We start from the raw sequence: 25,165 nt of genomic DNA, 5'->3' as shown, positions 1-25,165 counted from the left end.
GTTCAGAGCCCCGCCTCGGCCGCGATCTGCGCCTTCGACTTCCGGGCGCGCTCGGTGGCCGATTTCAGCTGCCCGCAGGCGGCCATGATGTCCTCGCCCCTGGGCGTGCGGATCGGCGAGGCATAGCCGGCCTTGTAGATGATGTCGGCGAAGGCGTGGATCCGGTTGCCCGACGACCGCTTGTAGGGCGCGCCGGGCCATTCGTTGAACGGGATCAGGTTCACCTTGGCCGGGATGCCTTCCAGAAGCTTCACCAGCCGGTGCGCATCCTCCTTCGTGTCGTTCACGCCCTCCAGCATCACATATTCAAAGGTGATCCGCTCCGAGTTCGACAGGCCCGGATAGGCCTTCAACGCCTCCAGCAAGGTGTTGATGTTCCAGCGCTTGTTGATCGGCACCAGCACATCGCGCACCTCGTCCGTCGTGGCGTGGAAGCTGACCGCCAACTGGCAGCCGATCTCGGTGGCGGTGCGGGCGATCTCGGGCACCACACCCGAGGTCGAGAGCGTGATCCGGCGGCGGCCCAGCGCGATGCCCTCGCCATCCATCACGATGTTCATCGCGTCGCGGACGTTCTCGAAATTGTAGAGCGGCTCGCCCATGCCCATCAGCACGATATTCGAGATCAGCCGCACCTCTTCCTTGGGGGCGCCCGGCACCGGCCATTCGTCCAGATCGTCGCGCGCCATCATCACCTGGCCGACGATCTCGGCCGCAGTCAGGTTGCGGACCAGTTTCTGCGTGCCGGTGTGGCAGAAGGAACAGGTCAGGGTGCAGCCGACCTGGGAGGAGATGCACAAGGTCCCGCGGTCGGTTTCCGGGATATAGACCACCTCGACCTCATGCCCGCCGGCGATGCGGACCAGGTATTTGCGGGTGCCATCCTCCGAGATCTGGCGGGTGACGATCTCGGGAAGCTCGATGCAGAAGTTCTGCTCCAGCAGCGCGCGGTAGTCCTTGGCGAGATTGGTCATCAGCGCGAAATCGCGGACGCCCCAGTGGTAGACCCATTGCCAGACCTGGCCGAGCCGCATCTTCGCCTGTTTCTCGGGCGTCCCGGCGGCGATCAGTGCCTCGCGCAGGGCGGAGCGGGTCAGGCCGACGATATTGGTCCTGCCGCCCTCGGGCAGCTTGCGCGGAATGGTCAGCACGTCTTGCGTGATGGGGGCGCTCATGGCGGCAGATCCTTTCACCGGGCCTTGTCACAGGCGATCTGAATGTCGTTGCGGATATAGGCGAGACGCGGCCAAAAGAAAAGCGCCCCGCGAGGGGGGCGCCGGGGTGCCGCTGCGGGCGCTTACTTGCAGCGTTTCTCGGCGTCTTCCATGGCGGCGGTGAAGCCGCGCAACGAGAAATTGTCCACCGTCTGCGTGCCCTTGCCCGAGCGCGCCGTAAGCGTGGCCGCCCCGCCGGCCTTCATCGCCGCCAGAAGCCTGGCGTCATCCTCGGGGCTGCCGGGCCAGGCCCATTCGCCATCGGTGAAAAGCTGGTGCGGCTTGCCGTCGATCGTCACCTCGACCGTCGATCCCTCGGCAAAGGGATAGCCGCCGGTAAAGCTGATCTCGCCCGGCTTGCCGGGACGGAAGGTCACGAACAGCAGGATGTCGCCGCGCCGCACGCTGACCGGCTGGCCGTCACGGGTGTTCACCGATTCCTTGGGCTTCGAGACGCCCCAGCATTCCTTGGGGCTTTCCTCGGCAAAGACGCTCCAATCCGTCATCGTGGCGACGAGATTGGTGGATTCCTGCGCCACGGCGGCCGTGGCCAGAACCGAGAACGTGGCGACCGCAAGCGCGCGACCGATAGGGGAAGTCATGTCCGACGCAGCCTCCAAGCTGTCTTGTTGCCCGGCGCCACCCGGCCGTTTTCACTGGCGCGGCGCCTATCTACCCGATATTCCAGCCTTAGCCAAAAACACCAATCCGCGAAAGCCCCATGGGCGACAATTCGCGCATATGTTACGGGGATCGCCATGACGGCTGCGCATCCGATGGTCGAGCTTTGGCGCGGCGGGCTGCTGGAAAGCACCCATGCCGGCCATGCGGTGATCTGGGGCCCGGAAGGGATCGAGGACAGCTGGGGCGACCCGGACAAGGTGATCTTCCCGCGCTCCTCCTGCAAGATGATCCAGGCCCTGCCGCTGGTCGAGACCGGGGCTGCCGATGCCCTTGGCCTGACGCCCGCGCACCTGGCCTTTGCCTGCGCCAGCCACCAGGGCGAGGCGCGGCATGTGAAACTGGCCGGGGACTGGCTGGCCGCGATCGGCCTGGCGGAGCCCGACCTGCGCTGCGGCGCGCACGAGCCCTATGACCGGGACGAGCGCAACCGCCTGATCAAGTCCGACGAAAGCCCCTGCCAGCTGCACAACAACTGCTCGGGCAAGCATTGCGGCTTCCTTACCGTGGCGCGGCACCTGAAGGCGGGGCCGGAATATGTCGAGATCGACCATCCCCTGCAGCGGATGATCCGCGAGGCGACCGAGGAGGTCACGGGCGAGACCGTGGCAGGCTACGGGATCGACGGCTGCTCGGCGCCGAATTTCGCGGTGACGGTCGCGGGGCTGGCGCGCGCGATGCAGGCCTTTGCGGCGGCGCGCGAGGATGGCGATGGCCGCGCGCGCGCCATGCAGCGGCTGGCCCGCGCCATGGCCACCCATCCCGAGCTGGTGGCCGGAGAGGGCCGGGCCTGCACCGAGCTGATGCGCGCCATGGGCCATGCGGTCGCGCTGAAGACCGGAGCCGAGGCCGTCTTCGTGGCGATCCTGCCCGAACAGAAGCGCGGCATCGCGCTGAAGATCGTCGATGGCGGCACCCGCGGATCCGAGGCGGCGATCACCGCCCTTCTGATCCGGGCCGGGGTGCTGGACCCGGGCCATCCCGCCGCGCTGAAGCGGCTGGGCGGCGTCCAGCGCAACTGGCGCGGGCTGGAGACCGGGACCGTCCGGGCCGCGCCGGGCTTTCCCCGTTGATTAAAGGTGCAAAGCGGGTAAGCTTTAGGGATGAACGCCGAGGCTCCGATCCCGTTTCCGCAGACGCAGCGCGTCCCCGATGAGGTCAGCTTCGACCGGCGCGAACTGGGGCTGATCCTGCGGCTGTACGGGAGGATGGTCGCGGCGGGCGAGTGGCGCGATTACGCCATCGCCGCGATGCGCGACCTGGCGGTCTTCGCGGTATTCCGCCGCACGGCCGAGACCCCGCTCTACCGGATCGAGAAGCGGCCCAAGCTGCGCAACCGCCAGGGGCTTTACGCCGTCGTCGGGATGGACGGCCGCGTGCTGCGGCGGGGCCACGACCTCGACCAGGTGCTGAAGGTGCTGGAGCGGCGGATGATCGGCCCGGTCTAGCCTGCGGGCCCCCTCCTCGTTCGACTGCGTCTCCTCGTCGGCGAGGAGCGCACGAAGTGCATCGACGAGCGGGGGATCAGACCCGCTGCCGCGCCTGCACCAGCCCGCCGCCATTGGCCGAGATCCGGGCGACGGCCTCGCGGATGCCCTCATAGCTGACCGACATCGTATGGCCGTTGGCGTGGATCAGCAGGTCCTGGTTCACCACCAGCGCGACATGGCCCTTCCAGAACACCAGATCGCCGCGCTTCGGCTGCTCCTCCGCGCCAAGCCCGCGGCCCATCGCCATCTGCATGTCGCTGTCGCCCGGACAGGCCATCCCGGCCGCGTAGAGCGCCACCTGCACCAGGCCCGAGCAATCGATGCCGAAGCGGGAGTTCCCGCCCCAGAGATAGGGCGTGCCCAGCAGGCTTTCTGCGACCAGCACCGGATCGGGGGCCCATTGGCCGACCGGATGCAGATGCGCCACCGGCACATAGCCGAAGTCGGTGCTGGCCCAGGCCCCCCAGGCGCCCTTAACCGCCACGCGCGAGCCCAGGCTGAGCGAGACCATCTCGCGCGCCTGGACCGAGGGGGCCTCGTAGAGATGGGTCGCGGGGGCCATGACCCAATGCGTCGGCTCCGGCCCGTCCCCCAGCGTCGATTCGGCCAGCCAGCCGCAATAGCCGTCCTTTTCCGAGATCACGAAGGCATGGCCCCGGTCGCGGTCGATCACCGTCACCGCCTCGCCCATCAGAAGCTGGCGGTCCCGCGCGCCGTCCGGGGCGGCGCGAAGGTCGGCCAGGGGCACCACGACCCGCGCGGGCTCGCCTTCGGTCAGGGGGGCGGCCACCAGATCCCGCAGCGAGACATGGGCCACCCTGCCGGAAAACGGCGTCGTCCTGCGATCCATCACCCTCTCCCCCTTCAGGCCTTCAGACCCAGCGCCTGCGGCAAGGCCCCCAAAAGCGCCCGCGCGCCCTGGCCCACCGCGCCCTTGGGCCGGGCGGGCTGGTCGCTGGGCGTGTGGCCGTAGATGTCGAAATGCACATAACGCGGCACGTCCACGAAGCGACGCAGGAACAGCGCGGCGGTGATCGAGCCGGCGAAGCCGTAGCCCGGCGCATTGTCCAGGTCGGCGATCCCGGGCTCGATCACGCTTTCATAGGCGTCGTGGAAGGGCATCCGCCAGACCGGATCGAAGCCCGTGGCAGCCCCTGCCTCGAGCGCGGCGGCAAGCCCGGCGTCATCGCAGTAATAGGGCGCGAGGTCCGGCCCCACCGCCACCCGCGCCGCGCCGGTCAGCGTGGCCATGCTGACCAGGAGGTCGGGCTTGTCCTCGCAGGCATGGGCCAGCGCGTCGGCCAGGACCAGCCTGCCCTCGGCATCGGTATCGTTGACCTCGACGGTAAGGCCCTTGCGGCTGGTCAGGATATCCTTGGGTTTCAGGGCATTGCCCGCGATCACATTCTCGACCGCCGGAATCAGCACCCGCAGGCGCAGCGGCAGGTCCAGCGCCATGATCATCTGCGCCAGCCCCATGACCGTGGCCGCGCCGCCCATGTCCTTCTTCATCAGGCTCATCCCCGACGAGGGCTTGAGATTGAGCCCCCCGGTGTCGAAGCAGACCCCCTTGCCGACAAGGGTGAGCTTCGGCCCGCGCTCGCCCCAGCTCATGTCCAGAAGCCGCGGGGCGCGCGGGCTGGCGCGGCCGACGGCATGGATCATCGGGAAGTTGCGTGCCAGAAGCGCCTCGCCCGAGGTGACCGCGACCTTTGCCCCGAACCGCCGCGCCAGGGAGTTCAGCACGACCTCAAGCTCTCCCGGCCCCATGTCCTGCGCCGGCGTGTTGATCAGGTCGCGGGTCAGCACCTCGCCCTCGGCCATGGCGATGAGCCGGCCCGCGTCCAGCCCTTCGGGGCAGACGAGGCGCGGCGCCGCGGCCGGCTGGCGGCCGGGGCGGTAGCGGTCGAATCGGTAACCGGCCAGAAGCCAGCCGAGCGCAGCCTCGCGCCGTTCGTCTGCGGAGAGGTTACCCTCCAGCCGCCAGTCGCCGCCCGGCAGCGCAGCCACCGCCTTTGCCAGACCAAAGCGCAGCCGCCGCCGGGCCTGGGCCGTGCCGTAGCCCGCCACCGCCCCGGCAACCGCTCCGCCCGGCCCCGGCAGGAGCCGGACCTCGCCCAGGCCGGCCTCGAATCCCGTCAGCCAGCCGGCCCAGGCCTTGCCCGCGCCCCGCCGGAAGGCGGCAAGCTCCTCGGGGCGCAGGACATGCAGCGGCAGGGCGGCAGCGGAGGCGGCGGCAAAGGTCATCTCGTTGGCGGCTTGGGGTCGGGTCACGGGGTTTCCTTCAGGGGCAAGGGAATTTGCATCTTGCGCAAGACTTGTGTCACGAAGGTCTAACAATTCCTGAAGGAACGGCAATCGTCATCGGTCGAGGCAAGGCCCTGTCCCCAGAAAGTGCGCCCGCGGCCCCAAGCCGGTCCGCGCATCGCCTGGATGACGCGGACCGGCCCATGGCTCAGCCCGAAAGGTCCGCCGTACCCAGATCCGGGGAGAGCGACCGTTCCGCCACCCGCAGAAGCCGCGCCCAGACGGAAGAGAAAGCCGTGCCGTCCGCCCGCTCCAGGCAGGTCTTCGCATCCCCCGCGACCATGGCCAGAGTGACCAGGCCCATATCCCCGGACAGGCGGCGCAGGCGGCCGAGCTGGCGCGCGAGATCGCGCAGCTCTTGCGCCCGGACCTTCTCGGCGATGCCCGCCATCGTCAGCGCCAGTTCCCCCAGCGCCCGCGTCACCATCTGTTCGGCCACCGGCGCGCCGAGATTGCGGTACATCACCGCGATCGCCTCGACATCCTGGCGCACGACATCCCGCGGCCGCAAGACCGTCACCTGTCCCATTCGGATCACCCATAATCCAACACAACCCGATGCCGATCCTGCGCCCTCATGCTGAAGAAAGGGTTGCCCTCGGCGCGGAAGCACGGGAAATTGCCTCTCGAATTTTCGACGAATGCGCCTTAGGCAGGACCGGCAGCGAAGGACCGAGCCCATGACGAACCACATCCGCCCCCTGCCCAGCTACCTCGTCCAGCGTTTCCACGGCTGGCGCGCGACGACCTACCAGGACAACCGCGCCTGGTTCCGGCGCCTGGCCGAATCCGGGCAGCATCCGCGCGCCATGGTGATCTCCTGCTGCGACAGCCGGGTACACGTCACCTCGATCTTCGGCGCGGACGAAGGCGAGTTCTTCATCCACCGCAACATCGCCAACCTGGTGCCGCCCTATACCCCGGACGGTGAGCGCCACGGCACCTCGGCGGCGGTGGAATATGCGGTCGCGAGCCTTGGCGTGGCGCATATCGTGGTGCTGGGCCATTCGAACTGCGGCGGGGTGAAGGGCTGCCACGACATGTGCAGCGGCCATGCCCCGCAGCTGGAGGAGAAATCCAGCTTCGTCGGCCGCTGGATGGACATCCTGCGCCCCGGCTACGAGAAGGTGGCCGGCCTGCCCGAGGCCGAGCTGCTGCGGGCGCTGGAAAAGCAGGCGGTGCTCACGAGCCTCGACAACCTGCTGACCTTCCCCTTCGTCAAATCGGCGGTGGAGGATGACCGGCTGACGCTGCACGGACTGTGGAACGACACCGGCGAGGGGCTGCTGGAGCAGTTCGACCCGGCCCGGGGGATCTTCGTCGCGGTCTGACCGGCGGGCGCGGGCGCAAGGTGGGCAATTTTGCCCACCCTGCCCATGCGCGCTCAGCGAAGCTCCATGCCCTCGGGCCAGTGGAGGCTGTGCTCCAGCATGATGGTCTGCTTTCCGCCCGCGGCCAGGTCGAACTCCCAGGCGAGGATGCCGCGCTGGCCGTCGACGTCGGTCTCGTCCGGCGCGGGCGAGGCGGTGACCTCGATCTCCAGCTCGGACTGCTCGCTGTAGGGCACCTGGTCCAGCAGCCGCACCGGCCAGGCCTCGCCGCCGGTGTTCTCGACCGTGATCACCACGCTTTCGCTTTGTTCGTTCGCGGTGGTGAAGACCCCGGTCTCGCCCGCCGCGCGCCTTGGCATCTCGCGCTTCAGCCGCAGCGTCTCGACCGCGCCGAAACCGATCCCGGTCTCGCTCCCCGGTGCGATTCCGTCGATCCAGGCGGTCCCGACCAGCACGCCCTCGCGGAAGAGAAGCGCCTCGCCGGGCAGGAGGGGTTCGCCGCCGGAATTGATGAAGCTGGCCGAGACGAAGGCGGTCGCGTCAAGGCGCGGCACGGCGAGGGCCTTGACCACCGGCGCGAAGCTCAGGCTGTCGAGGGCAAGACGCAGGTCCTCGGCCCCCGAGGCCACGGTGACCGGCTCGGGGTAGTGGTACACTACCGTATCGCCTTCCAGCGCCGCCGCTGCGGCGATGGGCGCCGGGGCGGCCAGTTCCGGCATCGCCTCGGCATCCATCGCCGCCCCTCCGGCCAGGCGGGACAGGTCGTCCTTCGTCCCCTCGGGCTCGATCCGGCGCAGTTCGGGCCAGAGCGACGACGGCGCGGACTGGTGGCTGGGCGCCGAGGAGGAGAGCGTCAGCGCAATCCCGGACCAATCCTCGCCGGTCTGCTGCGTCACCAGGACAGAGCGGTCGAAGGCCAGCGCATCGCCGCCCTCGCGCGTGAGTTTCAGCTCGTAGAACGGCCGCCAGCCCGCCCCGCCGACATATTGCGTGATGGTGACGGAATGGTCCCCGGCCCCGGCGGTCAGCTCGACGGCCAGCGCGGTATAGTCCATGTCGGCCGAGGGCAGGGCGTCGAAGGCGGCGCGGGCCTTCTGCAAGGCTTCCTGCGCCGTTTCCAGGGCCTTGCGGGCGGGCCAGAGTTCGGCGCGGGCGGCAAGCGCCGTCTGACGCGCCGCCAGCGTCTCGGTTCCGATCATCGCGGCCATGGCCCGGATCGTCTCGGGCGTGGCGGCATCGGGCAGCGCGCCGGAGAAGGAGGCCAGGAAGCGCGCCTGCGCCTCGGCGGCCTCGACCCGGGCCTGCACGGCATCGAGGGCGAGAAGCGCCGCCTGCTCGGAGGCTTCAAGCCGTTCGACCTCGGCCTTCGCTTCCGCCTGCGCGGGGGTCAACGGCTCCTCTCGCGGGGGGAGGCGGTCGGCGCGCAGGTTGAAGGCGCCAAGCCGGACGTCCGCGCCGGGGGCAAGCTGGATCAGCCCCGGCTCGCTGGCCGCGGGCAGGTCGGTGACCAGAAGCTCGTGCCGCCCGGCGGCGGGAAGGGTGAAGGTGACCTCGCGCGTCAGTCTCGCGCCCTCGGGGTAGACGGTGACGGCGGTGATCCGGCTGGCTGCGGGGATCGTGTCGGCCAGGGCAGGCAGGGCGGTGACGAGGAGGAGCGGGAGAAGCATGCGCATGGCGGTGGCCTGTCGGGGAATGGTCCGGGCGCGAGGGTAGGCCCGTCGGCGCGCGTTGCGCAAGGCGGGAAACCCGTCCCTATCGCCCCGTTTGCCGCGCCAGCGCCTGCGCGGCGAGGCCGGGACGCGGATGGCCCGGGAAGCCCGTCCGGAAGCGACGGACAAGGGCGAGATAGGCGGGGCCGACCTGGCTGGACCTGGCGAGGGGTTCGCCGGTGGCGGCGTCGATCAGGTTGAGGCCACCGCCCGCGGGCTGGAAGCGGAGGCCACGCTGGCGCAGGGCGGACTGCAGCGTGGGCCAGTCCTGCGCTTCGGCAAGCGCCTCCGCGACGAGAAGCCGAAGGCGCACGAGGAGCGGCTCGTCGATGACTTCGTCACTCCTCGCATTGCGACGCTCGTTGCGCTGCACTTCCAGCCGCACGAGGTCGCGCAGCATGGCTCCGGGGGTTTCATCTCGCGCCCGGCACAGGGCGAGAAAACGCGCCCAGAGCAGGTCATCGCAATGGAAAAGGGTCTCGGCCATGGACCGAGACCCTGTCAGACAAGGGTGAAGAAAGTCCTAGCCCTTCTTCAGCACCCTCGAACCCAGCAGTTCCGCGATCTGCACCGCGTTCAACGCGGCACCCTTGCGCAGGTTGTCGCTGACGCACCACAGGTTCAGCCCGTTTTCGATGGTCGAATCCTGCCGCACGCGGCTGACATAGGTCGCGAATTCGCCCACGCATTCGATCGGGGTGACGTAGCCGCCCGCCTCGCGCTTGTCGACCAGCATGATGCCGGGCGCCTCGCGCAGGATGTCCTGGGCTTCCTGCCAGTCGAGGAACTCCTCGGTCTCGATGTTGATCGCCTCGGAATGGCCGACGAAGACCGGGACGCGGACGCAGGTCGCGGTGACCTTGATCGAGGGGTCGAGGATCTTCTTGGTCTCGGCCACCATCTTCCATTCTTCCTTGGTCTCGCCCGAGTCGAGGAAGACGTCGATATGCGGGATCACGTTGAAGGCGATCTGCTTGGAGAATTTCTTCGGCGGGACTTCCTGCACCGGGTTGTAGACCGCCTTGGTCTGCTCCCAGAGCTCGTCCATGCCTTCCTTGCCGGCGCCCGAGACGGACTGGTAGGTCGAGACCACCACGCGCTTGATCCTGGCGCGGTCATGCAAGGGCTTCAACGCCACCACCATCTGCGCGGTGGAACAGTTGGGGTTGGCGATGATGTTGCGCTTGGCATAGCCGTGGATCGCGTCGGCGTTCACTTCCGGCACGATCAGCGGGATTTCCGGGTCGTAGCGGTAGAGCGACGAGTTGTCGATCACCACGCAGCCCGCCGCGGCGGCCTTGGGGGCATAGGCTTTCGTCGCTTCGGAGCCGACGGCGAAGAGCGCGATGTCCCAGCCGGTGAAGTCGAAAGTGTCGAGGTCCCTGGTCTTGATGGTCTTGTCGCCGAAGCTGACCTCGGTGCCGAGGGACTTGCGCGACGCCAGCGCGGCGATCTCGTCCACCGGGAACTCGCGCTCGGCGAGGATGTTCAGCATTTCGCGGCCCACGTTGCCCGTGGCACCCGCGACGACGACCTTGTAGCCCATCGGGGTTCTCCTTTGTCCGTCCCGGACCTCGGGACGGGCGGCTGTTAGCGCATGGGCCGCGCGGGGGAAAGCGGATTCGTCGGGCCTCGCGTCAGTCGGCCCGGTCCTGTGACAGAAGATAGACGGCCAGGCCGATGGCGGTGCTGACGGCGAAGAACAGGAACACCGCCGCATAGGGCGCGGCCGCGGGGGCGGCCGGGGTCGCGGCATGGATGCGGCCGGTGATGATCTGGGCGATGCCGATGGGCGCGATGCCGAAGAGGTTGAGCAGCGTCACCCCCCGCCCGGTCAGGTGCGGCGGCACGAAGGACCGGCCGTGCGCCAGCACGATGGGAAAGCTCGCGCCCAGGAAGCCCGCCGCGACCAGGATCGCGGTCGTCACCGCCGGCGGGGCCGCCGCGAACCACCACAAGGCGAAGAGACAGGCCACCGCCGCCGCATTGCCGGCGATGACCAGCCATTTCCTGCGGCTGAAGATGCGGTCCAGCGGTCCGTAGGCGAAGTTCCCGGCCACCATGGCCAGCCCGACCCAGAGGCTGATCCGCCCGATCTCCAGCTGGTCCGCGCCATGCACATCGGCGAAATAGGGCCCGATCCACAGCCCGCGCAGCCCGGCGATGGGCGCATAGCAGACCACCATCATCGCCAGGATCGGCCAGAGCGCGGGCATCCGCAGAAGCTCGATCAGCGAGCCCCTGCGCCCGGCCTCCAGCCGCTCGGGGTCGCGCACCAGCGCGAGGATCGCCAGCGCCACCGCGCCGGTGATGACGGCAAGGCCCAGCATGGTCTCGCGCCAGCCGAAGGCCGCGACCGTCCAGGACAGGGGCAGCGCCGAGGCGACATTGCCCAGCGTCCCCACCCCCAGCATCAGCGCGGCCAGCGTGCCGAAGACCGTCGGCGAGAAGCTGCGGGCGAAGATGAAATAGCCCGCCATCAGGACCGGCGCGCAGCCCGCGCCGATCAGCGCCATCGCCAGCTTGATCTGCAGGGCCCCGGTCGCCTGGGAAAACAGGACCGCCCCGCCCGCGCCCAGCGCCAGCAGGAGGCCCGTGGTCAGCCGGGGCCCCACCCGGTCGAGCCAGGCGCCGATCGGGACCTGCATCGCGGCGAAGGCCAGGAACCACCAGCCCGAGGCCGAGGCGAGATCCGCCGCCGAGACGCCAAGCTCCTTGGTCAGGACCGGGGTCATCACCGCCAGGAAGGCGCGGTAGAACTGGCTGAGGACATAGGCCAGGACGAGGGCGGCAATGCCGATGCGCATGGGGCGGAGCTCTCGCAGGGGTCCGGAGGTTGTGACAAGCCGGGCGGCCGGGCGCAAGGCGATTTCTTGAAGAAATCGCATCGGAGCCTTTGAAGGCTCCGGTCCGGAATTTTTCAAAAATTCCGGTGCCCGGCGGACTTGTGGGAATCCGGCGACGGGCGTCAGATGCGGGGAATTGCTCCCGGAGGTTTCGATGCGTCTGTGCCTTTGCCTTGTCCTGATCTCTGCCAGCCCTGCGCTTGCCAACGACGGCTTCGGCGGGCTTTCCGCCACCGGCCTGACCTTCGGCCAGACCGAGGCCGTCGCGATGGAGGAGGAGCGGCTTTTCATCGGGATCGACAGGGTCACGGTGGACTATGTCTTCCGCAACACGACCGGCCGGGATGTCACCGGCGAGGTGATCTTTCCCCTGCCCCCGATCGGCGTCTGGGCGGGCTACGAGGGGATGATGAACCTGCCCGAGGACCTGTCGCAGCCCGATCTCGTCGGCTTCACCGCCACGGTCGACGGCCAGCCGGTTGCGGTCGCCATCGACCGGATCGCCGTGGTGCAGGAGAATTGGGAAAGCGCCACCCCGGCCGAGCAATACGACACGCCGGGCCGCGAGGTGACCGCCGATCTGGAACGCCTCGGCATTCCCCTGGCGCTGGACTGGGTCGCGCTGCGCGAACTGCTCCTGTCCTTCCCCGAGGAAAAGCGCAACGAGGTCGCGGCGCTGGGGCTGGCGGAATACTACGAGGGCGACGCGGCGCAGGACATCCCGCCGGATGTCTGGGGCGCATGGTCCATCGTCACCCGCTATCACTGGACCCAGACCTTCCGGGCGGGCAAGGAGCTGCGGATCGGTCACAGCTACACCAATCGCCCGCCGGGGGGCCTGTTCTACTGGTCCGAGCCGCCGGAGGACTATCAGCAGGCGCTGGTGGACCAGTACTGCATCGATGCGGCCACCTCGAGGGCGATGGCGAAGGCGCTGGAAAGCCCCGGGGGCGACGAATACGGCAACTACGGCACCGCCTTCTACCTCTCCTACGTCCTGCGGACGGCGAACAGCTGGGCCGGACCCATCGGCAGGTTCAGCCTGACGCTGGACAAGGGCGATCCGGGGAACGTGATCTCGCTTTGCGCCGAGGGGGTGAGGAAGACGGGCCCGACCACCTTCGTGATCGAGAAGACCGATTACACGCCCGGACGCGACCTCGAGGTGCTGGTGGTCCAGCCGATGCCGAAGGAGTAGCGGGCGGCTCGTCGAGCACTTCGCGCACTCCTCGCGGGGCCACCCCCCGACGAGTGCACGAAGTGCTCGAGGAGGAGGGTCAAGCGGGCTGCGCCATCATGCTGCGCTCGCGGATCGGCAGGTGGACCACGGCCGAGAAGGCCCCGACCCCGACGCCGATCCACCAGACCAGCGTGTAGTCGCCGTTCAGGTCGTACATTCGCCCGCCCAGCCAGACGCCGAGGAAGCCGCCGATCTGGTGGCTGAGGAAGACGAAGCCGTAGAGCGTGCCCATGTAGCGGATGCCGTAGATATGCGCGACAAGGCCGCTGGTCAGCGGCACGGTCGCCAGCCAGAGCGAGCCCATGACCGCCGAGAAGATCAGCACCGAGGCCGGGGTGATCGGCATGAGGATGAAGACGGCGGCGGCGATGGTGCGGCCGACATAGACCGCGAACAGGAGATACTTCTTGGTATAACGCTTGCCCAGGTATCCGGCCGTCAGTGTGCCCATGATGTTGAACAGCCCGATCACCGCGATCGATACCGCCCCCAGCGCCGAGGTCGAGGTGATCCCCAGCCCGGCGAGCAGGCTGCTGCTATCGATGGGCGAGCAGAGCTCGGTCACGAAGGCGGGGAAGTGGGCGGTGATGAAGGCCAGCTGATAGCCGCAGGAGAAGAAGCCCAGGAAGATCAGCGTATAGGACGGGTCGCGGATGGCGCGGGCCAGGACGGTGCCCATGCTCTCCTCCAGCTCGTGTCTCGTGGCCAGCTGCGGGCTGCGCAGGAAGGGAAGCGCCGCCAGCGTGGCCAGGATCACGGCAGCGAAGATCACGAAGACGACCTGCCAGGACCAGGATTGCAGCAGGAACTCGGCCGAGGGGGCGCCGATCACCTGCCCGGCCGAGCCGGCGGCCGTGGCGATGCCCAGCGCCATCGAGCGGTTCTCGGCGCTGGTGGCGCGACCGACGATGGCCAGGATCACGCCGAAGCCGGTGCCGGCGATGCCGAAGCCGATGATGATCGCCAGCAGCTGGTGCTGGCCCGGCGTGACCGCATAGGCCGAGAGGACCAGCCCCGCCGCATAGAGCAGCGCCCCGGCGATGATCGCGCGGCGGTCGCCGAACCGCTCGGCCAGGGCGCCGAACAGGGGCTGGCCGATGCCCCAGGCCAGGTTCTGGATCGCGATCGCCAGCGAGAAATCGGCCCGCATCCAGCCGAATTCCTCGGCGATGGGAATCTGGAACACGCCGAAACTGGCCCTGACGGCGAAGGAGATCATCAGGATCACCGATCCGGCGATCAGGACGGGGGTGACGAGCGGGGCTTTGGTCATCGGCGACTCCGGGCTGGGGCCGGAAGGTGCTGCGGCGAAGCGGCGGGGTCAACCGGGAAGTTGCGGCTGCGTCGCGGGCCGGTCGGCAGGAAGCCGCGCTGTTTGGGGGCAGAGGGGCCTTTTTCCTCCGGCCGCGGAGGGCTATGGGGCTGGGAGACAGCGTAGGGTGGGCAATGTTGCGCATCTTGCGCCTGCGCGGCAGGGAGGCGGGGATGCAGGAATGGTGGCGTGGCGCGGTGACCTATCAGGTCTATCCCCGGTCGTTCCAGGACAGCAATGGCGACGGGGTGGGCGACCTGCCCGGCATCACCCGCAGGCTTGACCATCTGGCCGGGCTCGGGGTGGATGCGGTCTGGCTCTCGCCCTTCTTCCGCAGCCCGATGAAGGACATGGGCTATGACGTCAGCGACTATCGCGACGTCGATCCGGTCTTCGGCCGGCTGGAAGACTTCGACCGGCTGATCGAGAGGGCGCATGAGCTGGGGCTGAAGGTCATCATCGACCAGGTCCTGAGCCACACGTCGGACCGGCACCCGGCCTTCGTGGAAAGCCGCCAGAACCGGCTGAACCCCAAGGCCGACTGGTATGTCTGGGCCGATGCCCGCCACGACGGCGGCCCGCCCTCGAACTGGCTGTCGGTCTTCGGCGGCACCGCCTGGGCCTGGGACGCGCGGCGCAAGCAGTATTACCTGCACAACTTCCTGGCCAGTCAGCCGGACCTGAACTTCCACAACCCCGAGGTCCAGGACTGGGCGCTGGAGACCCTGCGCTTCTGGCTGGACCGGGGGGTGGACGGGTTCCGCTTCGACACGGTCAACTATTTCTTCCACGACGCGAAATTCCGCGACAATCCCTCGGACTACCGCATCAAGCCCGAGACCGAGGCCAACCCCTACGGGATGCAGTACCACCTGTTCGACAAGAACCAGCCCGAGACGCTGCCCTGGCTGGAAAGGGTGCGCGGGCTGTTGGACGAATACGGCGCGATCTCGGTGGGCGAGATGGGCGAAAGCCACCATGCGATCCGCATGATGAACGACTACACCGCGCCCGGCCGGCTGCATCAGTGCTACAGCTTCGAGATGATGGGCAACGACTATTCCCCCGGCTACTTCCGCGCGAAACTGGCCGAGTTCTTCGCCGGGGCCGCGGGAGGCTGGCCGATGTGGGCCTTCTCCAACCACGACGTGCCGCGCCATGTCAGCCGCTGGGCCGCCTATGGCGACACGCTGGACTGCCTGGCGAAGCAGGCCGGATCGCTGCTTCTGTCCTTCGAGGGCTCGATCTGTCTCTGGCAGGGCGAGGAGCTGGGCCAGACCGATACGCCGCTCGACCTGGACGAGCTGACCGACCCGCAGGGCATCGCCTTCTGGCCCGAGCCGATCGGCCGCGACAACACCCGCACGCCGATGGTCTGGGACGCCTCGCCGCAGGCCGGGTTCTCGACGGGTCTTCCCTGGCTGCCGGTGAAGGCGGAGCAGGCGGCGCGGCATGTCGCGGGCCAGGCGGGGGTGCCGGGCTCGGTGCTGGAGCATTACCGGGCGATGCTGGCCTTCCGCCGGGCGACGCCGGTGCTGCGGACCGGGCGGACCCGGTTCCTCGACCTGCATGACCCGGTGCTGGGCTTCGTCCGCGGCGAGGGCGAGGCCGCGCTTCTGTGCCTGTTCAACCTGTCGCCGGTGGCGCTGTCGGTGACGGTGGCGGGCGCGGAGCACCTGGATGCGGTCTCGTTCAATGCGGTGCTGGACGGCGACCGGCTGACCCTCGGCCCCAATGCCGCAGCCTTCCTGCCGGTCACAGGCGAGGTCTCGGTCAGGGATTGAGGCAGGCGCAGGGTGGGTGCTTCACCCACCCTGGCCGGGCATCAGGACCTGCGGTTCGGGCAAGCCGCGGGCGACGGCGGGGAAGGCGAAGACCTGGCCCGAGGCCGGATGCCTTGCCCGCGCCTCGGCGCTCATGTTCTCCAGCGCCGTGGTGACGAAGAGCGTGGAAAGGTCGGGGCCACCGAAGGCCGGGCAGGAGGATTGCGCGGCATCCGGCGTTTCCACCGCCTGCAGGAAGCGGCCGTCCGGGGTATAGCAGGCGACGCGGCCCGCGCCCCATTGCGCGTTCCAGAACCGTCCCTCGGCGTCGATCACCGCCCCGTCGGGATTCAGACCCGCCCGGTCGAGGTCCAGCCAGGCCTCCGGCTCTCCCTGCGGCCAGCCCGCCGCGTCCAGCGCCACCTTCATCACCTGGCCGGTGGCGGTGTCCGAGAAATGCGCCGCCCTGCCGTCCGCGGTGAAGCAGATCGAGTTGGGGATGGTGATCCCCTGGAACAGCCGGCGCAATGCGCCGTCACGCCAGCGCCAGACCGCGCCCGAGCCCTTTTCCGCCTTCCGGCCCATGGTGCCGAACCAGAAGCCGCCCTGCCGGTCGGCGCGGCCGTCGTTCGAGCGGGTCGCGGCGGTGCCTGCCGCCGCAACCGGGCTGCGCGTGCCGCTGCCGAGGTGAAAGCGGAACAGGCCGGTCTCCGAGGCGATCAGGAGCTCGTCCCGGCCGATCCAGCCTGCGGCCGAGACCAGTTCGGGGAAGCTCCAGCTTTGCGCCCGGGAATGCAGCGTCCGGTTCAGGATGTCGAACCAGAACAGCTCTTCGCGCAAGGGATGCCAGAGCGCGCCTTCTCCCAGTTCGCAGGGGCGCGCATCGTAGATCATGCGAACACCGCGTCGAAGGCGGCCACGATCGTCGCCGCGCGGCCGGCGATTTCCGCAGTCGGGAGGCCGGGGGTGTAAAGCGCGGTGCCGATGCCGAAACCCTCCGCCCCGGCGCGGGCCCAGTCGGCGAAGTTCGCCGGTCCCGCGCCGCCGACGGCATAGACCGGCAGGTCCTTCGGCAGGACCGCGCGCAGCGCCTTCAGCCCCTCGGGCCCGATCAGGCTGCCGGGGAAAAGCTTCAGGCCGCTGGCCCCGGCCCGGATCGCCGCGAAACATTCGGTGGGAGTCATCACGCCGGGCCAGCTTGCCATGCCGAGCGCGCGGGTGGCCCGGATCACCTCGGGGTCGCAGTTCGGCGAGACGACGAGGCTGCCGCCCGCGGCCTTCACCTGGGAGACCTCGTCGATCGTCAGGACGGTGCCGGCACCGATCTCGGCGTCCTCGGTGGCGGCGACCATGGCGGCGATCGAGGCGAAGGGATCGGGCGAATTCAGCGGGACCTCGATCCGGGTGATCCCGGCCCGTGCCAGCGCCTGTGCGGCGGCGGGGGCCTCGGCCGGGGTGATGCCGCGCAGGATGGCGATGAGGTTGCGATGGGTCACGGGGTGAGTCATGGCGAGGTGGCCTCGGTCCGGGGGGCAAGCGCGGCCAGGCCCGCAAGCGTGCAATCGGCGGCGGCGAGATGGGCGGCTTCCACCCCCTGCACGGCCAGGGCGCGGGCATAGGCGGCGGCCAGCGCGGCGGAGCCGATCAGGGTGACGCGCTGGCCCAGCCAGTAGGGCCGGGCGGCGGCCAGCTCGGCCCCGATCAGGAGACCCGAGAGCCTGGCCCGCGCGGTGCCCGGTGCAAGCTCGGCCACCAGCCCTTCGGCCCGCAGCGAGAAGAGCCGCGCCGCAAGCCGTTCCGGGCGGGACAGCGCGTCCGAGACCGAGCTGTCGAACGCCTCCTCATCCCAGCCGCCGCCCTGCATGCCGTGGCGCAGGACCGAAGCTTCGGAGAGGAGCGCGAAGATCTCGCCGGTCATGAAGGTCTGGAAGCTGACCACCTCGCCCGCGCTGACATGGGCCCATTTGGAATGGGTGCCGGGCAGGCAGATCACGCCGTCGTAGTCCGGCATCAGCCGCAGCGCCCCGGCGATCTGGGTCTCCTCGCCGCGCATCACGTCGGCGGGCCGGGCCTGCATCAGTCCCGGCGCGATGGAGACATGCAGGCGGGGATCGGTCGTCGGGGCCAGGATCATCGCCGCGGGGTCGAGGGGCGCGCAGGGAACCTTGCGATAGGGGGCCTCGCGCCAGCCCTGGCGGGCGCCGACCATGCCGCAGGCGACGACCGGCGGCCGCCCCTCCAGCCAGGGCGAGATCAGGCGCAGAAGCGCGGGCTCGAACTCGCCCGGCGTCAGGCGACCCATCCCCTCGTCCGAGCCGGTCTCGGCCAGCACGCAGCCATCCGCCGCCATCGCCCAGGCGCGCAGGTTCGAGGTCCCCCAGTCAACGGCAATCCAGGCGGGTTGGAACGGTCCGGTCATGCGGAAATATACCCCCCATCAAGGATCAGCGTCTGCGAGGTCATCACGCGCGAGGCGTTCGAGGCGAGGAAGAGCACCGCGCCGGCCATATCCCCGGGCTGGATCGGGTCGGGCAGGCACTGGCGCGACAGGTGCGCGGCCAGCCCCTCGGGCGTGACCCAGTGCTCCTTCTGCCGTTCGGTCAGCACCCAGCCCGGCGCGATCGCGTTGACGCGGATGCGATCCGGCCCGAACTCGCGCGCCAGCGTCCGGGTCAGGCCGACGATGCCGGCATTGGCGGCGATATAGGCGGCATAGCCCTTGTCGGCCATCATGAAGCTGATCGAGGAGAAGTTGACGATGCTGCCCCCGCCCGCCGCCTGCATCCCCGGAATGACCGCCTGGCAGGCGAAGAAATAGGACCGCAGGTTGACCGCCATCGACCAGTCCCAGAAGGCCGGATCGGTCGCCAGCGTCTCGTGCCGCCGGTCGTTGGCGGCGTTGTTCACCAGCACGGTGATCGGCCCGTTCGCCTTTGCGGCGGTGGAGAGCGTCAGCTGCAACTGGTCGGTCCGGGCGATGTCGCAGGGCAGGAACAGCGGGCGGTTCCCCGTGGCCTTCTCCATCGCGTCGCAGAAGGGCGTCGCATCGGACCGTTGGCAGAAGGCGACCTTCGCCCCCTGGCGCAGGAAGGCCTCGGTCAGGGCTGCACCGATGCCCGACCCGCCGCCGGTGATGAAGACGGACTGGTGCTTCAGATCGGGAAAGACGGGATCGGTCATCGCTTTCGTCCTCGGGCGGCCCGGTCGACGGGCCAGGCTACCGGCATCGGGAGTCATCACCCCTTGGCCAGCCAGCGTCAAGAAGAACCCGGAATCCGGGCGAGGGTTCCCGTGCTCCACCCTGCCCCGGCCAGCGGATCGGCCTCACTGCGCCCGACCCGCCCCGGATGCCGGTCCGAGCTGGTCCTGGTAGATCTGCAGCATCCGGTCGATCTTCTTCTCCCAGTCGTATTCGGCCCGGACCTTCGCCGCCCCGAGCGCCCCCATTCGCCCGGCAAGCTCCGGGTCGTCTGCCAGCCTCTGCATCGCTTCGGCCAGCCTTGGCACGAAGGTCGAGCGTGGCACCGGAGGAACCAGAAACCCGCAGGAGGGGTCGAGATAATCGGCCGGACCGCCCCAATCCGCGGCAATGACCGGAAGTCCGAGACCCATCGCCTCCAACACGACCGCCCCTCCGCATTCGCGCAGGGAATTGAGGACCAGGGCATCGGCCCGCGCCATCCTCGCGGCACATTCGGATTGCGGCAGGAAACCGTGGAAGGTCACCACATCCTGCAGATCCAGGGCCTTCGCAAGGGCCTGAAGCCTTTCCGTTTCGGGCCCCTCGCCCAGGACATCCAGGCGCACATCGACCCCGGATTTCCGCGTCAGCGCCATGGCTTCCAGTGTCAGGTCCACCGCCTTCAGTCCGACCAGGCGCCCCATGAATACCAGGCGGAAAGCATTGTCGCCTTCCGGTCGCCGCAAGGCCCCTTTCCAGACCGAGAAATCGACTCCGTTCTCGACCAGGCTGATCACCCTGGGATGGCTCGCGACGGGCAATCCTCTTCTGGTCCGCTCATTGGCGACCAGAAGCGCCGCGGCCCGCGCCTTTCCCGGAATGATCCGGTTCGCCAAACCGGCGAAGAGGCGGCTGAACCCGATCATCCGGCGTTCCCAAGACGGCTGGTAATCCTCGTATCCGTCCGGAAAGCTCATGTTTCCGTTCATCGGGCCGATCACGACCGGAATGCCGAAACCGTATATCGCGGACGGCGCGCGCGGAGAAACCGGGATCGGCTGGTGGATTATGTCTGCCTTTCCCTCCGCGACAAGCGAACGGATGATACGCTTCTGGAAATGTTCATTCACAAATCCCATGGCGATTTCGACAATCGGCTTGAATCCCCGGGCGGGCAGGTGCTGCCCAATTCGCCAGATTGCCCGGTGCCATCCCGTGTCGGGAATGAAATGCACGAACCGGATTTCATCGCCGAGGGTTTCTTGCAGATCGTCCCGGTTTCTCTGATGCGCAATCAGGCGCACCTCATGGCCGCGCTGACGCAGAAGCTGGAAGTATTTGAGAGGCAGGAACGCCTCTCCGCCGAAACGGGAAGATGCATTCTGCGCAACAAGCAGAATCTTCATGCTCTCACTCACCAGAACGGGCGGAAACGAGGGTCGTCCACTTCCCGCAGCAGGTCAAGTGGCCTGGGGACCGGAGCCCATCCGCCGCCCGGCACCTATCCCCCTTGCCGTTTCGCCCGGAGCTTCGCGAAATACTCGGCGCGTTTCTTCAGTTCCCGCTCGAAGCCGCGTTCGGGAGGCAGGTACCAGACCGGGCGTTTCATGCTTTCGGGAAAGTAGTTCTGCCCCGAAAAGCCGTCCTCGGCGTCGTGGTCATAGGCATAGCCCGCGCCATAGCCATGCTCCTTCATCATCCGGGTGGGGGCGTTGAGGATATGCTTGGGCGGCATCAGGCTGCCGGTCTCGCGCGCCGCCGCGCGGGCGGCCTTGTAGGCGGTGTAGACGGCATTCGACTTGGGCGCGAGGGCGAGGTAGACCACGGCCTGCGCCAGCGCAAGCTCGCCCTCGGGGCTGCCCAGGCGCTCATAGGTCTGCCAGCCGTCCAGGCACACCGCCTCGGCCTGCGGATCGGCCAAGCCGATGTCCTCGACCGCCATGCGGGTCAGGCGGCGGGCCAGGAAGCGGGGGTCCTCGCCGCCCTCCAGCATCCGGGCGAACCAGTACAGCGCGGCGTCCGGGTCGGATCCGCGGATGGATTTGTGCAGGGCGCTGATCAGGTTGTAGTGCTCGTCCCCGGACTTGTCGTATTTCGCCGCCCGCCGCATCAGGCGCTGCGCCAGCTGATCGCGGGAGAGCGAGCCTTCGACCTTCCAGGCCGCGACCTGCTCGATCAGGTTCAGAAGCGCCCGGCCGTCGCCGTCCGCCATCTCCAGCATCGCCTCGCGCGCCTCGCCCTTCAGCGGCAGGGCGCGGCCAAGCTCTTTCTCTGCCCGCTGCGCCAGGCGCTCCAGGTCGGCAAGCGACAGCCGCTCCAGCACGATGACCTGGGCCCGCGACAGAAGCGCCGCGTTCAGCTCGAAGCTGGGGTTCTCGGTTGTCGCCCCGACCAGGAGGATCGTCCCGTCCTCCATATGCGGCAGGAAGCCGTCCTGCTGCGCCTTGTTGAAACGGTGGATCTCGTCGACGAAGAGCAGCGTCCCCTGCCCGTTCTGGCGCCGCAGCCGGGCCGCCTCGAACACCTTGCGCAACTCGGGCACGCCGGTGAAGATCGCGCTGATCTGGACGAAATGCAGGTCGGTCTCGGCCGCGAGCAGGCGCGCGATGGTGGTCTTGCCCACCCCCGGCGGCCCCCAGAGGACCAGCGAGGACAGCGATCCCGCCGCCAGCATCGCGCCGAGCGGCCCCTCGCGCGAGAGGATCTTTTCCTGCCCGATCACCTCGGCCAGCGACTTCGGCCGCAGCCGGTCGGCCAAGGGGCGCGGGCCGCTGTCTTTTGCAGGGTGGGGCGTGTCGAACAGATCGGCCATGGCCGCAATCTAGGCAAGCTGGCGGCCAAGGAAAAGCGGCGTTATGGCCCAGGGCACGACAGGCCCCGGGCCGCGGGGGCGCGGCGCGCCCCGATATCCGGCGAAGGTCGGGTTCCCCGTTGGCGCGGCAGCCCCGGGATCGTCCCCGCACCCGCCTAATGCAGCTTGGCCGCCATGCTGATCGTCACGCAGACGCAATCCAGGCCGTCGAAGTTCAGGATCGGGCCAGCCGGTTCACATTCCAGCCCCACCCGGCGGCCGATCCTCCGCGAGGCTTCGGGGATCAGCCCCAGCACCATCGAGGCGCCCAGGTCGCGCGCGGCGGCCACCATCTCCTGGCGGAGCTGCAGCTGGACGCGCAGGCGCAGGCTGGCCGGCACCGTTTCCGAGACGAAGACACGGCTGGATTCCCAGATATGCGGGGCCACCGGCGCCGGCATGTCGAGGAGGTTGGACGGAATGGTCTCCAGCAGGCCGAGCTGCGCGTCGCGGATCATGTAGGAATAGATCCCGCAGCGGTGGGTTGTCGGGGTCAGGCGGATGCCCGCCAGGACCTCGCCGTTGTCATGCACGGCCAGCCAGCGGCTTGCCGGAGTGTCGTACTGGTCGAACTCCATCCCGTTCGCCTGGGGCAGGTCCCACTTGTTCTGCTGGATGAAAGCGCGGTGCCTTGCGCGAAACATGTTCGCAAACAACTCGCCGTGGTTGTGCAGGTTTTCGTAGGAAAGCGTAGTGACTTCCATGGTCGTCTCCTTCTGGGCTCGTGGAACCTGTCAGAGGGAAACCGTGGGCGCCTAGAGCATGCGATACTCTCGCGCCTTTCTCACCGCTTCGGAGGTGGTGCGCGCCTCAAGCCGGATACGCGCCGAGTTGAGCCGCGCCTTGAGCGCGCTTTCCGAAATACCCAGTTTGGCTGCGGCAGCAGAATGACGGTCCCCATTTGCGATGCATTGCAACGCCTCGATCTGTGCTTTGGTCAGTTCCGACGGAGGTTTCGCCGCGATGTGCAGGCGCGCGGTGATATCGGCCAGGGCCTCCATCTCTCCGACGGTGAACTCACGCGTCGAGGAGGTGATCCCTGCCATCGAGCGTGAGGTTATCGGGCCGTAGGAAGATACCGCACCATATTTCATGCCGTAGGTGGCGGCCTTCTTCAGCAGGCCGAAAGGATCGGGCAGCGGGATATCGCTCCACCGGCTGGTGCCCGTCGTGCCTATTCCCCAGAACACCAGGGGATCCCGCAGATAGAAGGAATTGTTGTTGTAGTATTCGACCCATTTGGCGGGATAGCGGCTGTGATACACAAGGGGCGTGGCAAAACGGATGTGCAGACCGACCGCATACCCATCGGGCGCCAGCTTGTTCAACTCTTCATACAGTTCAGCCAACCGCTTTACCTGTGACATCGAGATGGGGTGTCTTCCGGCGATTCTCTACTTGAGATTGATCTTGGGGCCTCGCCGGCCAAGTTCAAGGGACTTCTGTCAATCCCTGCAAACGGTTGGACATCGTGGGAAAATTGCAAAGGCCCGCCGGTTCGGCGGGCCTGCTGACTTTGGCACAAGCCGTGCAGTCGGATCAGCCCTCGGCGGCTTCCTCACGCGCGCGATCGGCAGCGCCCTTGGCCGAGGTGTCGCGATCGACAAACTCGATGATCGCCATCGGGGCCATGTCGCCATAACGGAAACCGGCCTTCAGGATGCGGACATAACCGCCCTGGCGGTCCTTGTAGCGCGGGCCGAGGATGGCGAACAGGCGCTCGACATACTGGTCCTGCTTCAGCTGGGCCGCGGCCTGACGGCGGGCGTGCAGGTCGCCGCGCTTGGCCAGAGTGATCAGCTTCTCGATGATCGGGCGCAGTTCCTTGGCCTTGGGCAGGGTGGTCTTGATCTGCTCGTGCTCGATCAGCGAGCCGGTCATGTTGGCGAACAGCGCCTTGCGGTGTTCGTGGGTACGGTTCAGACGGCGGTAGCCGCGGGCGTGACGCATGATGGTCTCCTGACGTCGTTTTGCTTTGTGTTGCCGGCCTGCGTTGGACCGGCGTCGTTGGGGCGGGATTGCCCATGGTTTCCCCGGCGGTCCGGGCATTTTGCAGGCCGGGGCAGGCCCCGGCCGACGTAGGTCGGGGCCTGCCCCGACCCTTAGAACTGGTCCTCGAACCGCTTGGCGAGGTCCTCGATGTTCTCCGGCGGCCAGTCCTCGACATCCATGCCGAGATGCAGGCCCATGCCCGAGAGCACTTCCTTGATCTCGTTCAGCGACTTGCGGCCGAAGTTCGGGGTGCGGAGCATTTCCGCCTCGGTCTTCTGGATCAGGTCGCCGATGTAGACGATGTTGTCGTTCTTCAGGCAGTTGGCCGAGCGGACCGAAAGCTCCAGCTCGTCCACCTTCTTCAGGAGCAGCGGGTTGAACTCCAGCCCACTGTCGATCTCGCCGGCCTTGGCGGATTCGGGCTCCTCGAAGTTGACGAAGATCGACAGCTGGTCCTGCAGGATGCGCGCGGCATAGGCCACGGCGTCGTCCGGGGTCAGGCTGCCGTCGGTCTCGACCTTCATCGTCAGCTTGTCGTAGTCCAGCACCTGGCCCTCGCGGGTGGGCGTGACTTCATACGAGACCTTCTTCACCGGCGAATAGATCGCGTCGATCGGGATCAGGCCGATCGGCGCATCCTCGGGGCGGTTCTTGTCGGCCGAGACATAGCCCTTGCCGGTGTTCACGGTCAGCTCCATGAACACGTCGGCGCCTTCGTCCAGGTGGCAGATCACGTGGTCCTTGTTCAGGACCTCGATACCGTTGGATTCGGAAATGTCGCCCGCGGTCACCACGCCCGGCCCCTTGGCCGAGATCGACAGGCGCTTCGGCCCCTCGACTTCCATCTTCAGGCTGACGCCCTTCAGGTTCAGGACGATGTCCGTCACGTCCTCGCGCACGCCCGCAACCGAGGAGAACTCATGCAGCACGTTGTCGATCTGGACGGAGGTGATCGCGCCGCCCTGCAGGGACGACATCAGCACGCGGCGCAGCGCGTTGCCCAGCGTCAGGCCGAAGCCGCGCTCCAGGGGCTCGGCGATGACGGTCGCGACGCGGGCGGCATCGGCCCCCGGCTTCACGACCAGCTGCGTCGGCTTGATGAGTTCCTGCCAGTTCTTGTGGATCATTCTGAAGCCCCTATTCTTGTCCGCTGCCGATGTCCGAAGCCGGCGGACGCCCGAGGATCGTAAACGACGAAAACCGGGCCGCAGGGAGACAGCTCCCCACGGCCCGGCGGAAATCAATGTC

General features: G+C 68.2%; 25 protein-coding genes. 5 read left to right on the top strand and 20 right to left on the bottom strand.

Annotated features, from left to right (window positions below; genetic code table 11):
• Positions 1 to 2 precede the first annotated feature (2 nt).
• Both rlmN and I7S92_RS19305 read right to left on the bottom strand, forming a co-directional pair.
• Complete coding sequence (gene rlmN / locus I7S92_RS19310; RefSeq protein ID WP_197647148.1) at positions 3 to 1,175, bottom strand: dual-specificity RNA methyltransferase RlmN; 1,173 nt, start codon at positions 1,173 to 1,175, stop codon at positions 3 to 5.
• Between the two features lie 122 nt (positions 1,176 to 1,297).
• Positions 1,298 to 1,816, bottom strand: coding sequence for an invasion associated locus B family protein (locus tag I7S92_RS19305; RefSeq protein ID WP_197647147.1), 519 nt, complete (start codon positions 1,814 to 1,816; stop codon positions 1,298 to 1,300).
• Positions 1,817 to 1,972: 156 nt separating this feature from the next.
• On the opposite strand from I7S92_RS19305, the gene I7S92_RS19300 reads away from it, so the two are divergent.
• Positions 1,973 to 2,968: an asparaginase gene (locus tag I7S92_RS19300; protein WP_197647146.1), complete on the top strand. Its 996-nt coding sequence runs from the start codon at positions 1,973 to 1,975 to the stop codon at positions 2,966 to 2,968.
• Positions 2,969 to 2,998: 30 nt separating this feature from the next.
• The gene (locus tag I7S92_RS19295; protein WP_197647145.1) at positions 2,999 to 3,343 is read left to right on the top strand and encodes a DUF2794 domain-containing protein; all 345 of its coding nucleotides are present in this window, start codon (positions 2,999 to 3,001) and stop codon (positions 3,341 to 3,343) included.
• Between the two features lie 76 nt (positions 3,344 to 3,419).
• Here the strand turns inward: I7S92_RS19295 and I7S92_RS19290 are convergent, their stop codons facing one another.
• The 3 genes from I7S92_RS19290 to I7S92_RS19280 all read right to left on the bottom strand — a co-directional run bounded on the left by I7S92_RS19290 (position 3,420) and on the right by I7S92_RS19280 (position 6,221).
• On the bottom strand, positions 3,420 to 4,235 hold the full coding sequence (locus I7S92_RS19290; protein ID WP_197647144.1) for a C40 family peptidase: 816 nt from the start codon (positions 4,233 to 4,235) through the stop codon (positions 3,420 to 3,422).
• Between the two features lie 14 nt (positions 4,236 to 4,249).
• The gene (locus I7S92_RS19285; protein WP_197647162.1) at positions 4,250 to 5,632 is read right to left on the bottom strand and encodes a leucyl aminopeptidase family protein; all 1,383 of its coding nucleotides are present in this window, start codon (positions 5,630 to 5,632) and stop codon (positions 4,250 to 4,252) included.
• A gap of 208 nt (positions 5,633 to 5,840) precedes the next feature.
• Entirely contained in the window at positions 5,841 to 6,221 is a 381-nt protein-coding gene (locus I7S92_RS19280; protein ID WP_197647143.1) for a hypothetical protein, read from the bottom strand.
• 151 nt (positions 6,222 to 6,372) lie between these two features.
• Here I7S92_RS19280 and I7S92_RS19275 point away from each other — a divergent pair, with 151 nt between their 5' ends.
• Positions 6,373 to 7,023 carry a carbonic anhydrase gene (locus I7S92_RS19275; RefSeq protein ID WP_197647142.1) on the top strand — a complete coding sequence of 217 codons (651 nt, stop codon included), beginning with the start codon at positions 6,373 to 6,375 and terminating at the stop codon, positions 7,021 to 7,023.
• A 53-nt stretch (positions 7,024 to 7,076) separates the two neighbouring features.
• Here I7S92_RS19275 and I7S92_RS19270 read toward each other — a convergent pair whose 3' ends face one another.
• From I7S92_RS19270 to I7S92_RS19255, 4 genes are all read right to left on the bottom strand, one after another.
• A complete protein-coding gene (locus I7S92_RS19270) occupies positions 7,077 to 8,696 on the bottom strand; it encodes a DUF4139 domain-containing protein (protein ID WP_197647141.1) in 1,620 nt (539 codons plus the stop codon).
• 79 nt (positions 8,697 to 8,775) lie between these two features.
• Positions 8,776 to 9,219, bottom strand: coding sequence for a hypothetical protein (locus I7S92_RS19265; RefSeq protein ID WP_197647140.1), 444 nt, complete (start codon positions 9,217 to 9,219; stop codon positions 8,776 to 8,778).
• 36 nt (positions 9,220 to 9,255) lie between these two features.
• Positions 9,256 to 10,278: an aspartate-semialdehyde dehydrogenase gene (locus I7S92_RS19260; RefSeq protein ID WP_197647139.1), complete on the bottom strand. Its 1,023-nt coding sequence runs from the start codon at positions 10,276 to 10,278 to the stop codon at positions 9,256 to 9,258.
• A gap of 91 nt (positions 10,279 to 10,369) precedes the next feature.
• Entirely contained in the window at positions 10,370 to 11,539 is a 1,170-nt protein-coding gene (locus I7S92_RS19255) for an MFS transporter (protein ID WP_197647138.1), read from the bottom strand.
• A gap of 193 nt (positions 11,540 to 11,732) precedes the next feature.
• Here I7S92_RS19255 and I7S92_RS19250 point away from each other — a divergent pair, with 193 nt between their 5' ends.
• Positions 11,733 to 12,776, top strand: coding sequence for a DUF4424 family protein (locus I7S92_RS19250; RefSeq protein ID WP_197647137.1), 1,044 nt, complete (start codon positions 11,733 to 11,735; stop codon positions 12,774 to 12,776).
• 79 nt (positions 12,777 to 12,855) lie between these two features.
• On the opposite strand, the gene I7S92_RS19245 is transcribed toward I7S92_RS19250, so the two are convergent.
• Positions 12,856 to 14,091, bottom strand: a complete 1,236-nt coding sequence (locus tag I7S92_RS19245) for an MFS transporter (protein WP_197647136.1) — start codon at positions 14,089 to 14,091, stop codon at positions 12,856 to 12,858.
• 212 nt (positions 14,092 to 14,303) lie between these two features.
• Here I7S92_RS19245 and I7S92_RS19240 point away from each other — a divergent pair, with 212 nt between their 5' ends.
• Positions 14,304 to 15,914, top strand: a complete 1,611-nt coding sequence (locus tag I7S92_RS19240) for an alpha-glucosidase (protein ID WP_197647161.1) — start codon at positions 14,304 to 14,306, stop codon at positions 15,912 to 15,914.
• 21 nt (positions 15,915 to 15,935) lie between these two features.
• On the opposite strand, the gene I7S92_RS19235 is transcribed toward I7S92_RS19240, so the two are convergent.
• From I7S92_RS19235 to I7S92_RS19190, 10 genes are all read right to left on the bottom strand, one after another.
• Positions 15,936 to 16,787 carry an SMP-30/gluconolactonase/LRE family protein gene (locus I7S92_RS19235; RefSeq protein WP_197647135.1) on the bottom strand — a complete coding sequence of 284 codons (852 nt, stop codon included), beginning with the start codon at positions 16,785 to 16,787 and terminating at the stop codon, positions 15,936 to 15,938.
• A complete protein-coding gene (locus I7S92_RS19230) occupies positions 16,784 to 17,401 on the bottom strand; it encodes a 2-dehydro-3-deoxy-6-phosphogalactonate aldolase (RefSeq protein WP_197647134.1) in 618 nt (205 codons plus the stop codon). Before I7S92_RS19230 ends, I7S92_RS19235 begins: the two co-directional genes overlap by 4 nt.
• A complete protein-coding gene (locus tag I7S92_RS19225; protein WP_197647133.1) occupies positions 17,398 to 18,312 on the bottom strand; it encodes a 2-dehydro-3-deoxygalactonokinase in 915 nt (304 codons plus the stop codon). Before I7S92_RS19225 ends, I7S92_RS19230 begins: the two co-directional genes overlap by 4 nt.
• The gene (locus I7S92_RS19220; protein ID WP_197647132.1) at positions 18,309 to 19,073 is read right to left on the bottom strand and encodes an SDR family NAD(P)-dependent oxidoreductase; all 765 of its coding nucleotides are present in this window, start codon (positions 19,071 to 19,073) and stop codon (positions 18,309 to 18,311) included. Before I7S92_RS19220 ends, I7S92_RS19225 begins: the two co-directional genes overlap by 4 nt.
• Positions 19,074 to 19,217: 144 nt before the next feature.
• Complete coding sequence (locus I7S92_RS19215) at positions 19,218 to 20,063, bottom strand: glycosyltransferase family 4 protein (protein ID WP_197647131.1); 846 nt, start codon at positions 20,061 to 20,063, stop codon at positions 19,218 to 19,220.
• Between the two features lie 512 nt (positions 20,064 to 20,575).
• Complete coding sequence (locus I7S92_RS19210) at positions 20,576 to 21,886, bottom strand: replication-associated recombination protein A (protein WP_197647130.1); 1,311 nt, start codon at positions 21,884 to 21,886, stop codon at positions 20,576 to 20,578.
• A 155-nt stretch (positions 21,887 to 22,041) separates the two neighbouring features.
• Complete coding sequence (locus I7S92_RS19205) at positions 22,042 to 22,629, bottom strand: acyl-homoserine-lactone synthase (protein ID WP_197647129.1); 588 nt, start codon at positions 22,627 to 22,629, stop codon at positions 22,042 to 22,044.
• 51 nt (positions 22,630 to 22,680) lie between these two features.
• The gene (locus tag I7S92_RS19200; RefSeq protein ID WP_354001349.1) at positions 22,681 to 23,274 is read right to left on the bottom strand and encodes a helix-turn-helix transcriptional regulator; all 594 of its coding nucleotides are present in this window, start codon (positions 23,272 to 23,274) and stop codon (positions 22,681 to 22,683) included.
• 190 nt (positions 23,275 to 23,464) lie between these two features.
• Positions 23,465 to 23,875, bottom strand: coding sequence for a 50S ribosomal protein L17 (gene rplQ, locus I7S92_RS19195; protein WP_197647127.1), 411 nt, complete (start codon positions 23,873 to 23,875; stop codon positions 23,465 to 23,467).
• A gap of 152 nt (positions 23,876 to 24,027) precedes the next feature.
• Positions 24,028 to 25,044 carry a DNA-directed RNA polymerase subunit alpha gene (locus I7S92_RS19190; protein ID WP_197647126.1) on the bottom strand — a complete coding sequence of 339 codons (1,017 nt, stop codon included), beginning with the start codon at positions 25,042 to 25,044 and terminating at the stop codon, positions 24,028 to 24,030.
• Positions 25,045 to 25,165 lie beyond the last annotated feature (121 nt).

The sequence above is a fragment of the Tabrizicola soli genome (genome assembly GCF_015999335.1).
Taxonomy (GTDB): Bacteria; Pseudomonadota; Alphaproteobacteria; order Rhodobacterales; family Rhodobacteraceae; genus Tabrizicola; species Tabrizicola soli.
The sequence above is the reverse complement of the archived record's forward strand: the minus strand, read 5'-3'. Positions and strand labels throughout refer to the sequence as shown.

Bases quoted from the DNA above. Each gene is read 5' to 3' on its own strand.
- I7S92_RS19265 (WP_197647140.1), bottom strand. From the start codon at position 9,219: ATGGCCGAGACCCTTTTCCATTGCGATGACCTGCTCTGGGCGCGTTTT.
- rplQ (WP_197647127.1), bottom strand. From the start codon at position 23,875: ATGCGTCACGCCCGCGGCTACCGCCGTCTGAACCGTACCCACGAACAC.
- I7S92_RS19230 (WP_197647134.1), bottom strand. From the start codon at position 17,401: ATGACTCACCCCGTGACCCATCGCAACCTCATCGCCATCCTGCGCGGC.
- I7S92_RS19270 (WP_197647141.1), bottom strand. From the start codon at position 8,696: ATGCGCATGCTTCTCCCGCTCCTCCTCGTCACCGCCCTGCCTGCCCTG.
- I7S92_RS19285 (WP_197647162.1), bottom strand. From the start codon at position 5,632: ATGACCTTTGCCGCCGCCTCCGCTGCCGCCCTGCCGCTGCATGTCCTG.
- I7S92_RS19245 (WP_197647136.1), bottom strand. From the start codon at position 14,091: ATGACCAAAGCCCCGCTCGTCACCCCCGTCCTGATCGCCGGATCGGTG.
- I7S92_RS19255 (WP_197647138.1), bottom strand. From the start codon at position 11,539: ATGCGCATCGGCATTGCCGCCCTCGTCCTGGCCTATGTCCTCAGCCAG.
- I7S92_RS19240 (WP_197647161.1), top strand. From the start codon at position 14,304: ATGCAGGAATGGTGGCGTGGCGCGGTGACCTATCAGGTCTATCCCCGG.
- I7S92_RS19290 (WP_197647144.1), bottom strand. From the start codon at position 4,235: ATGGATCGCAGGACGACGCCGTTTTCCGGCAGGGTGGCCCATGTCTCG.
- I7S92_RS19275 (WP_197647142.1), top strand. From the start codon at position 6,373: ATGACGAACCACATCCGCCCCCTGCCCAGCTACCTCGTCCAGCGTTTC.
- I7S92_RS19260 (WP_197647139.1), bottom strand. From the start codon at position 10,278: ATGGGCTACAAGGTCGTCGTCGCGGGTGCCACGGGCAACGTGGGCCGC.
- I7S92_RS19250 (WP_197647137.1), top strand. From the start codon at position 11,733: ATGCGTCTGTGCCTTTGCCTTGTCCTGATCTCTGCCAGCCCTGCGCTT.
- I7S92_RS19295 (WP_197647145.1), top strand. From the start codon at position 2,999: ATGAACGCCGAGGCTCCGATCCCGTTTCCGCAGACGCAGCGCGTCCCC.
- I7S92_RS19215 (WP_197647131.1), bottom strand. From the start codon at position 20,063: ATGAACGGAAACATGAGCTTTCCGGACGGATACGAGGATTACCAGCCG.
- I7S92_RS19280 (WP_197647143.1), bottom strand. From the start codon at position 6,221: ATGGGACAGGTGACGGTCTTGCGGCCGCGGGATGTCGTGCGCCAGGAT.
- I7S92_RS19235 (WP_197647135.1), bottom strand. From the start codon at position 16,787: ATGATCTACGATGCGCGCCCCTGCGAACTGGGAGAAGGCGCGCTCTGG.
- I7S92_RS19220 (WP_197647132.1), bottom strand. From the start codon at position 19,073: ATGACCGATCCCGTCTTTCCCGATCTGAAGCACCAGTCCGTCTTCATC.
- I7S92_RS19210 (WP_197647130.1), bottom strand. From the start codon at position 21,886: ATGGCCGATCTGTTCGACACGCCCCACCCTGCAAAAGACAGCGGCCCG.
- I7S92_RS19205 (WP_197647129.1), bottom strand. From the start codon at position 22,629: ATGGAAGTCACTACGCTTTCCTACGAAAACCTGCACAACCACGGCGAG.
- rlmN (WP_197647148.1), bottom strand. From the start codon at position 1,175: ATGAGCGCCCCCATCACGCAAGACGTGCTGACCATTCCGCGCAAGCTG.
- I7S92_RS19190 (WP_197647126.1), bottom strand. From the start codon at position 25,044: ATGATCCACAAGAACTGGCAGGAACTCATCAAGCCGACGCAGCTGGTC.
- I7S92_RS19300 (WP_197647146.1), top strand. From the start codon at position 1,973: ATGACGGCTGCGCATCCGATGGTCGAGCTTTGGCGCGGCGGGCTGCTG.
- I7S92_RS19225 (WP_197647133.1), bottom strand. From the start codon at position 18,312: ATGACCGGACCGTTCCAACCCGCCTGGATTGCCGTTGACTGGGGGACC.
- I7S92_RS19305 (WP_197647147.1), bottom strand. From the start codon at position 1,816: ATGACTTCCCCTATCGGTCGCGCGCTTGCGGTCGCCACGTTCTCGGTT.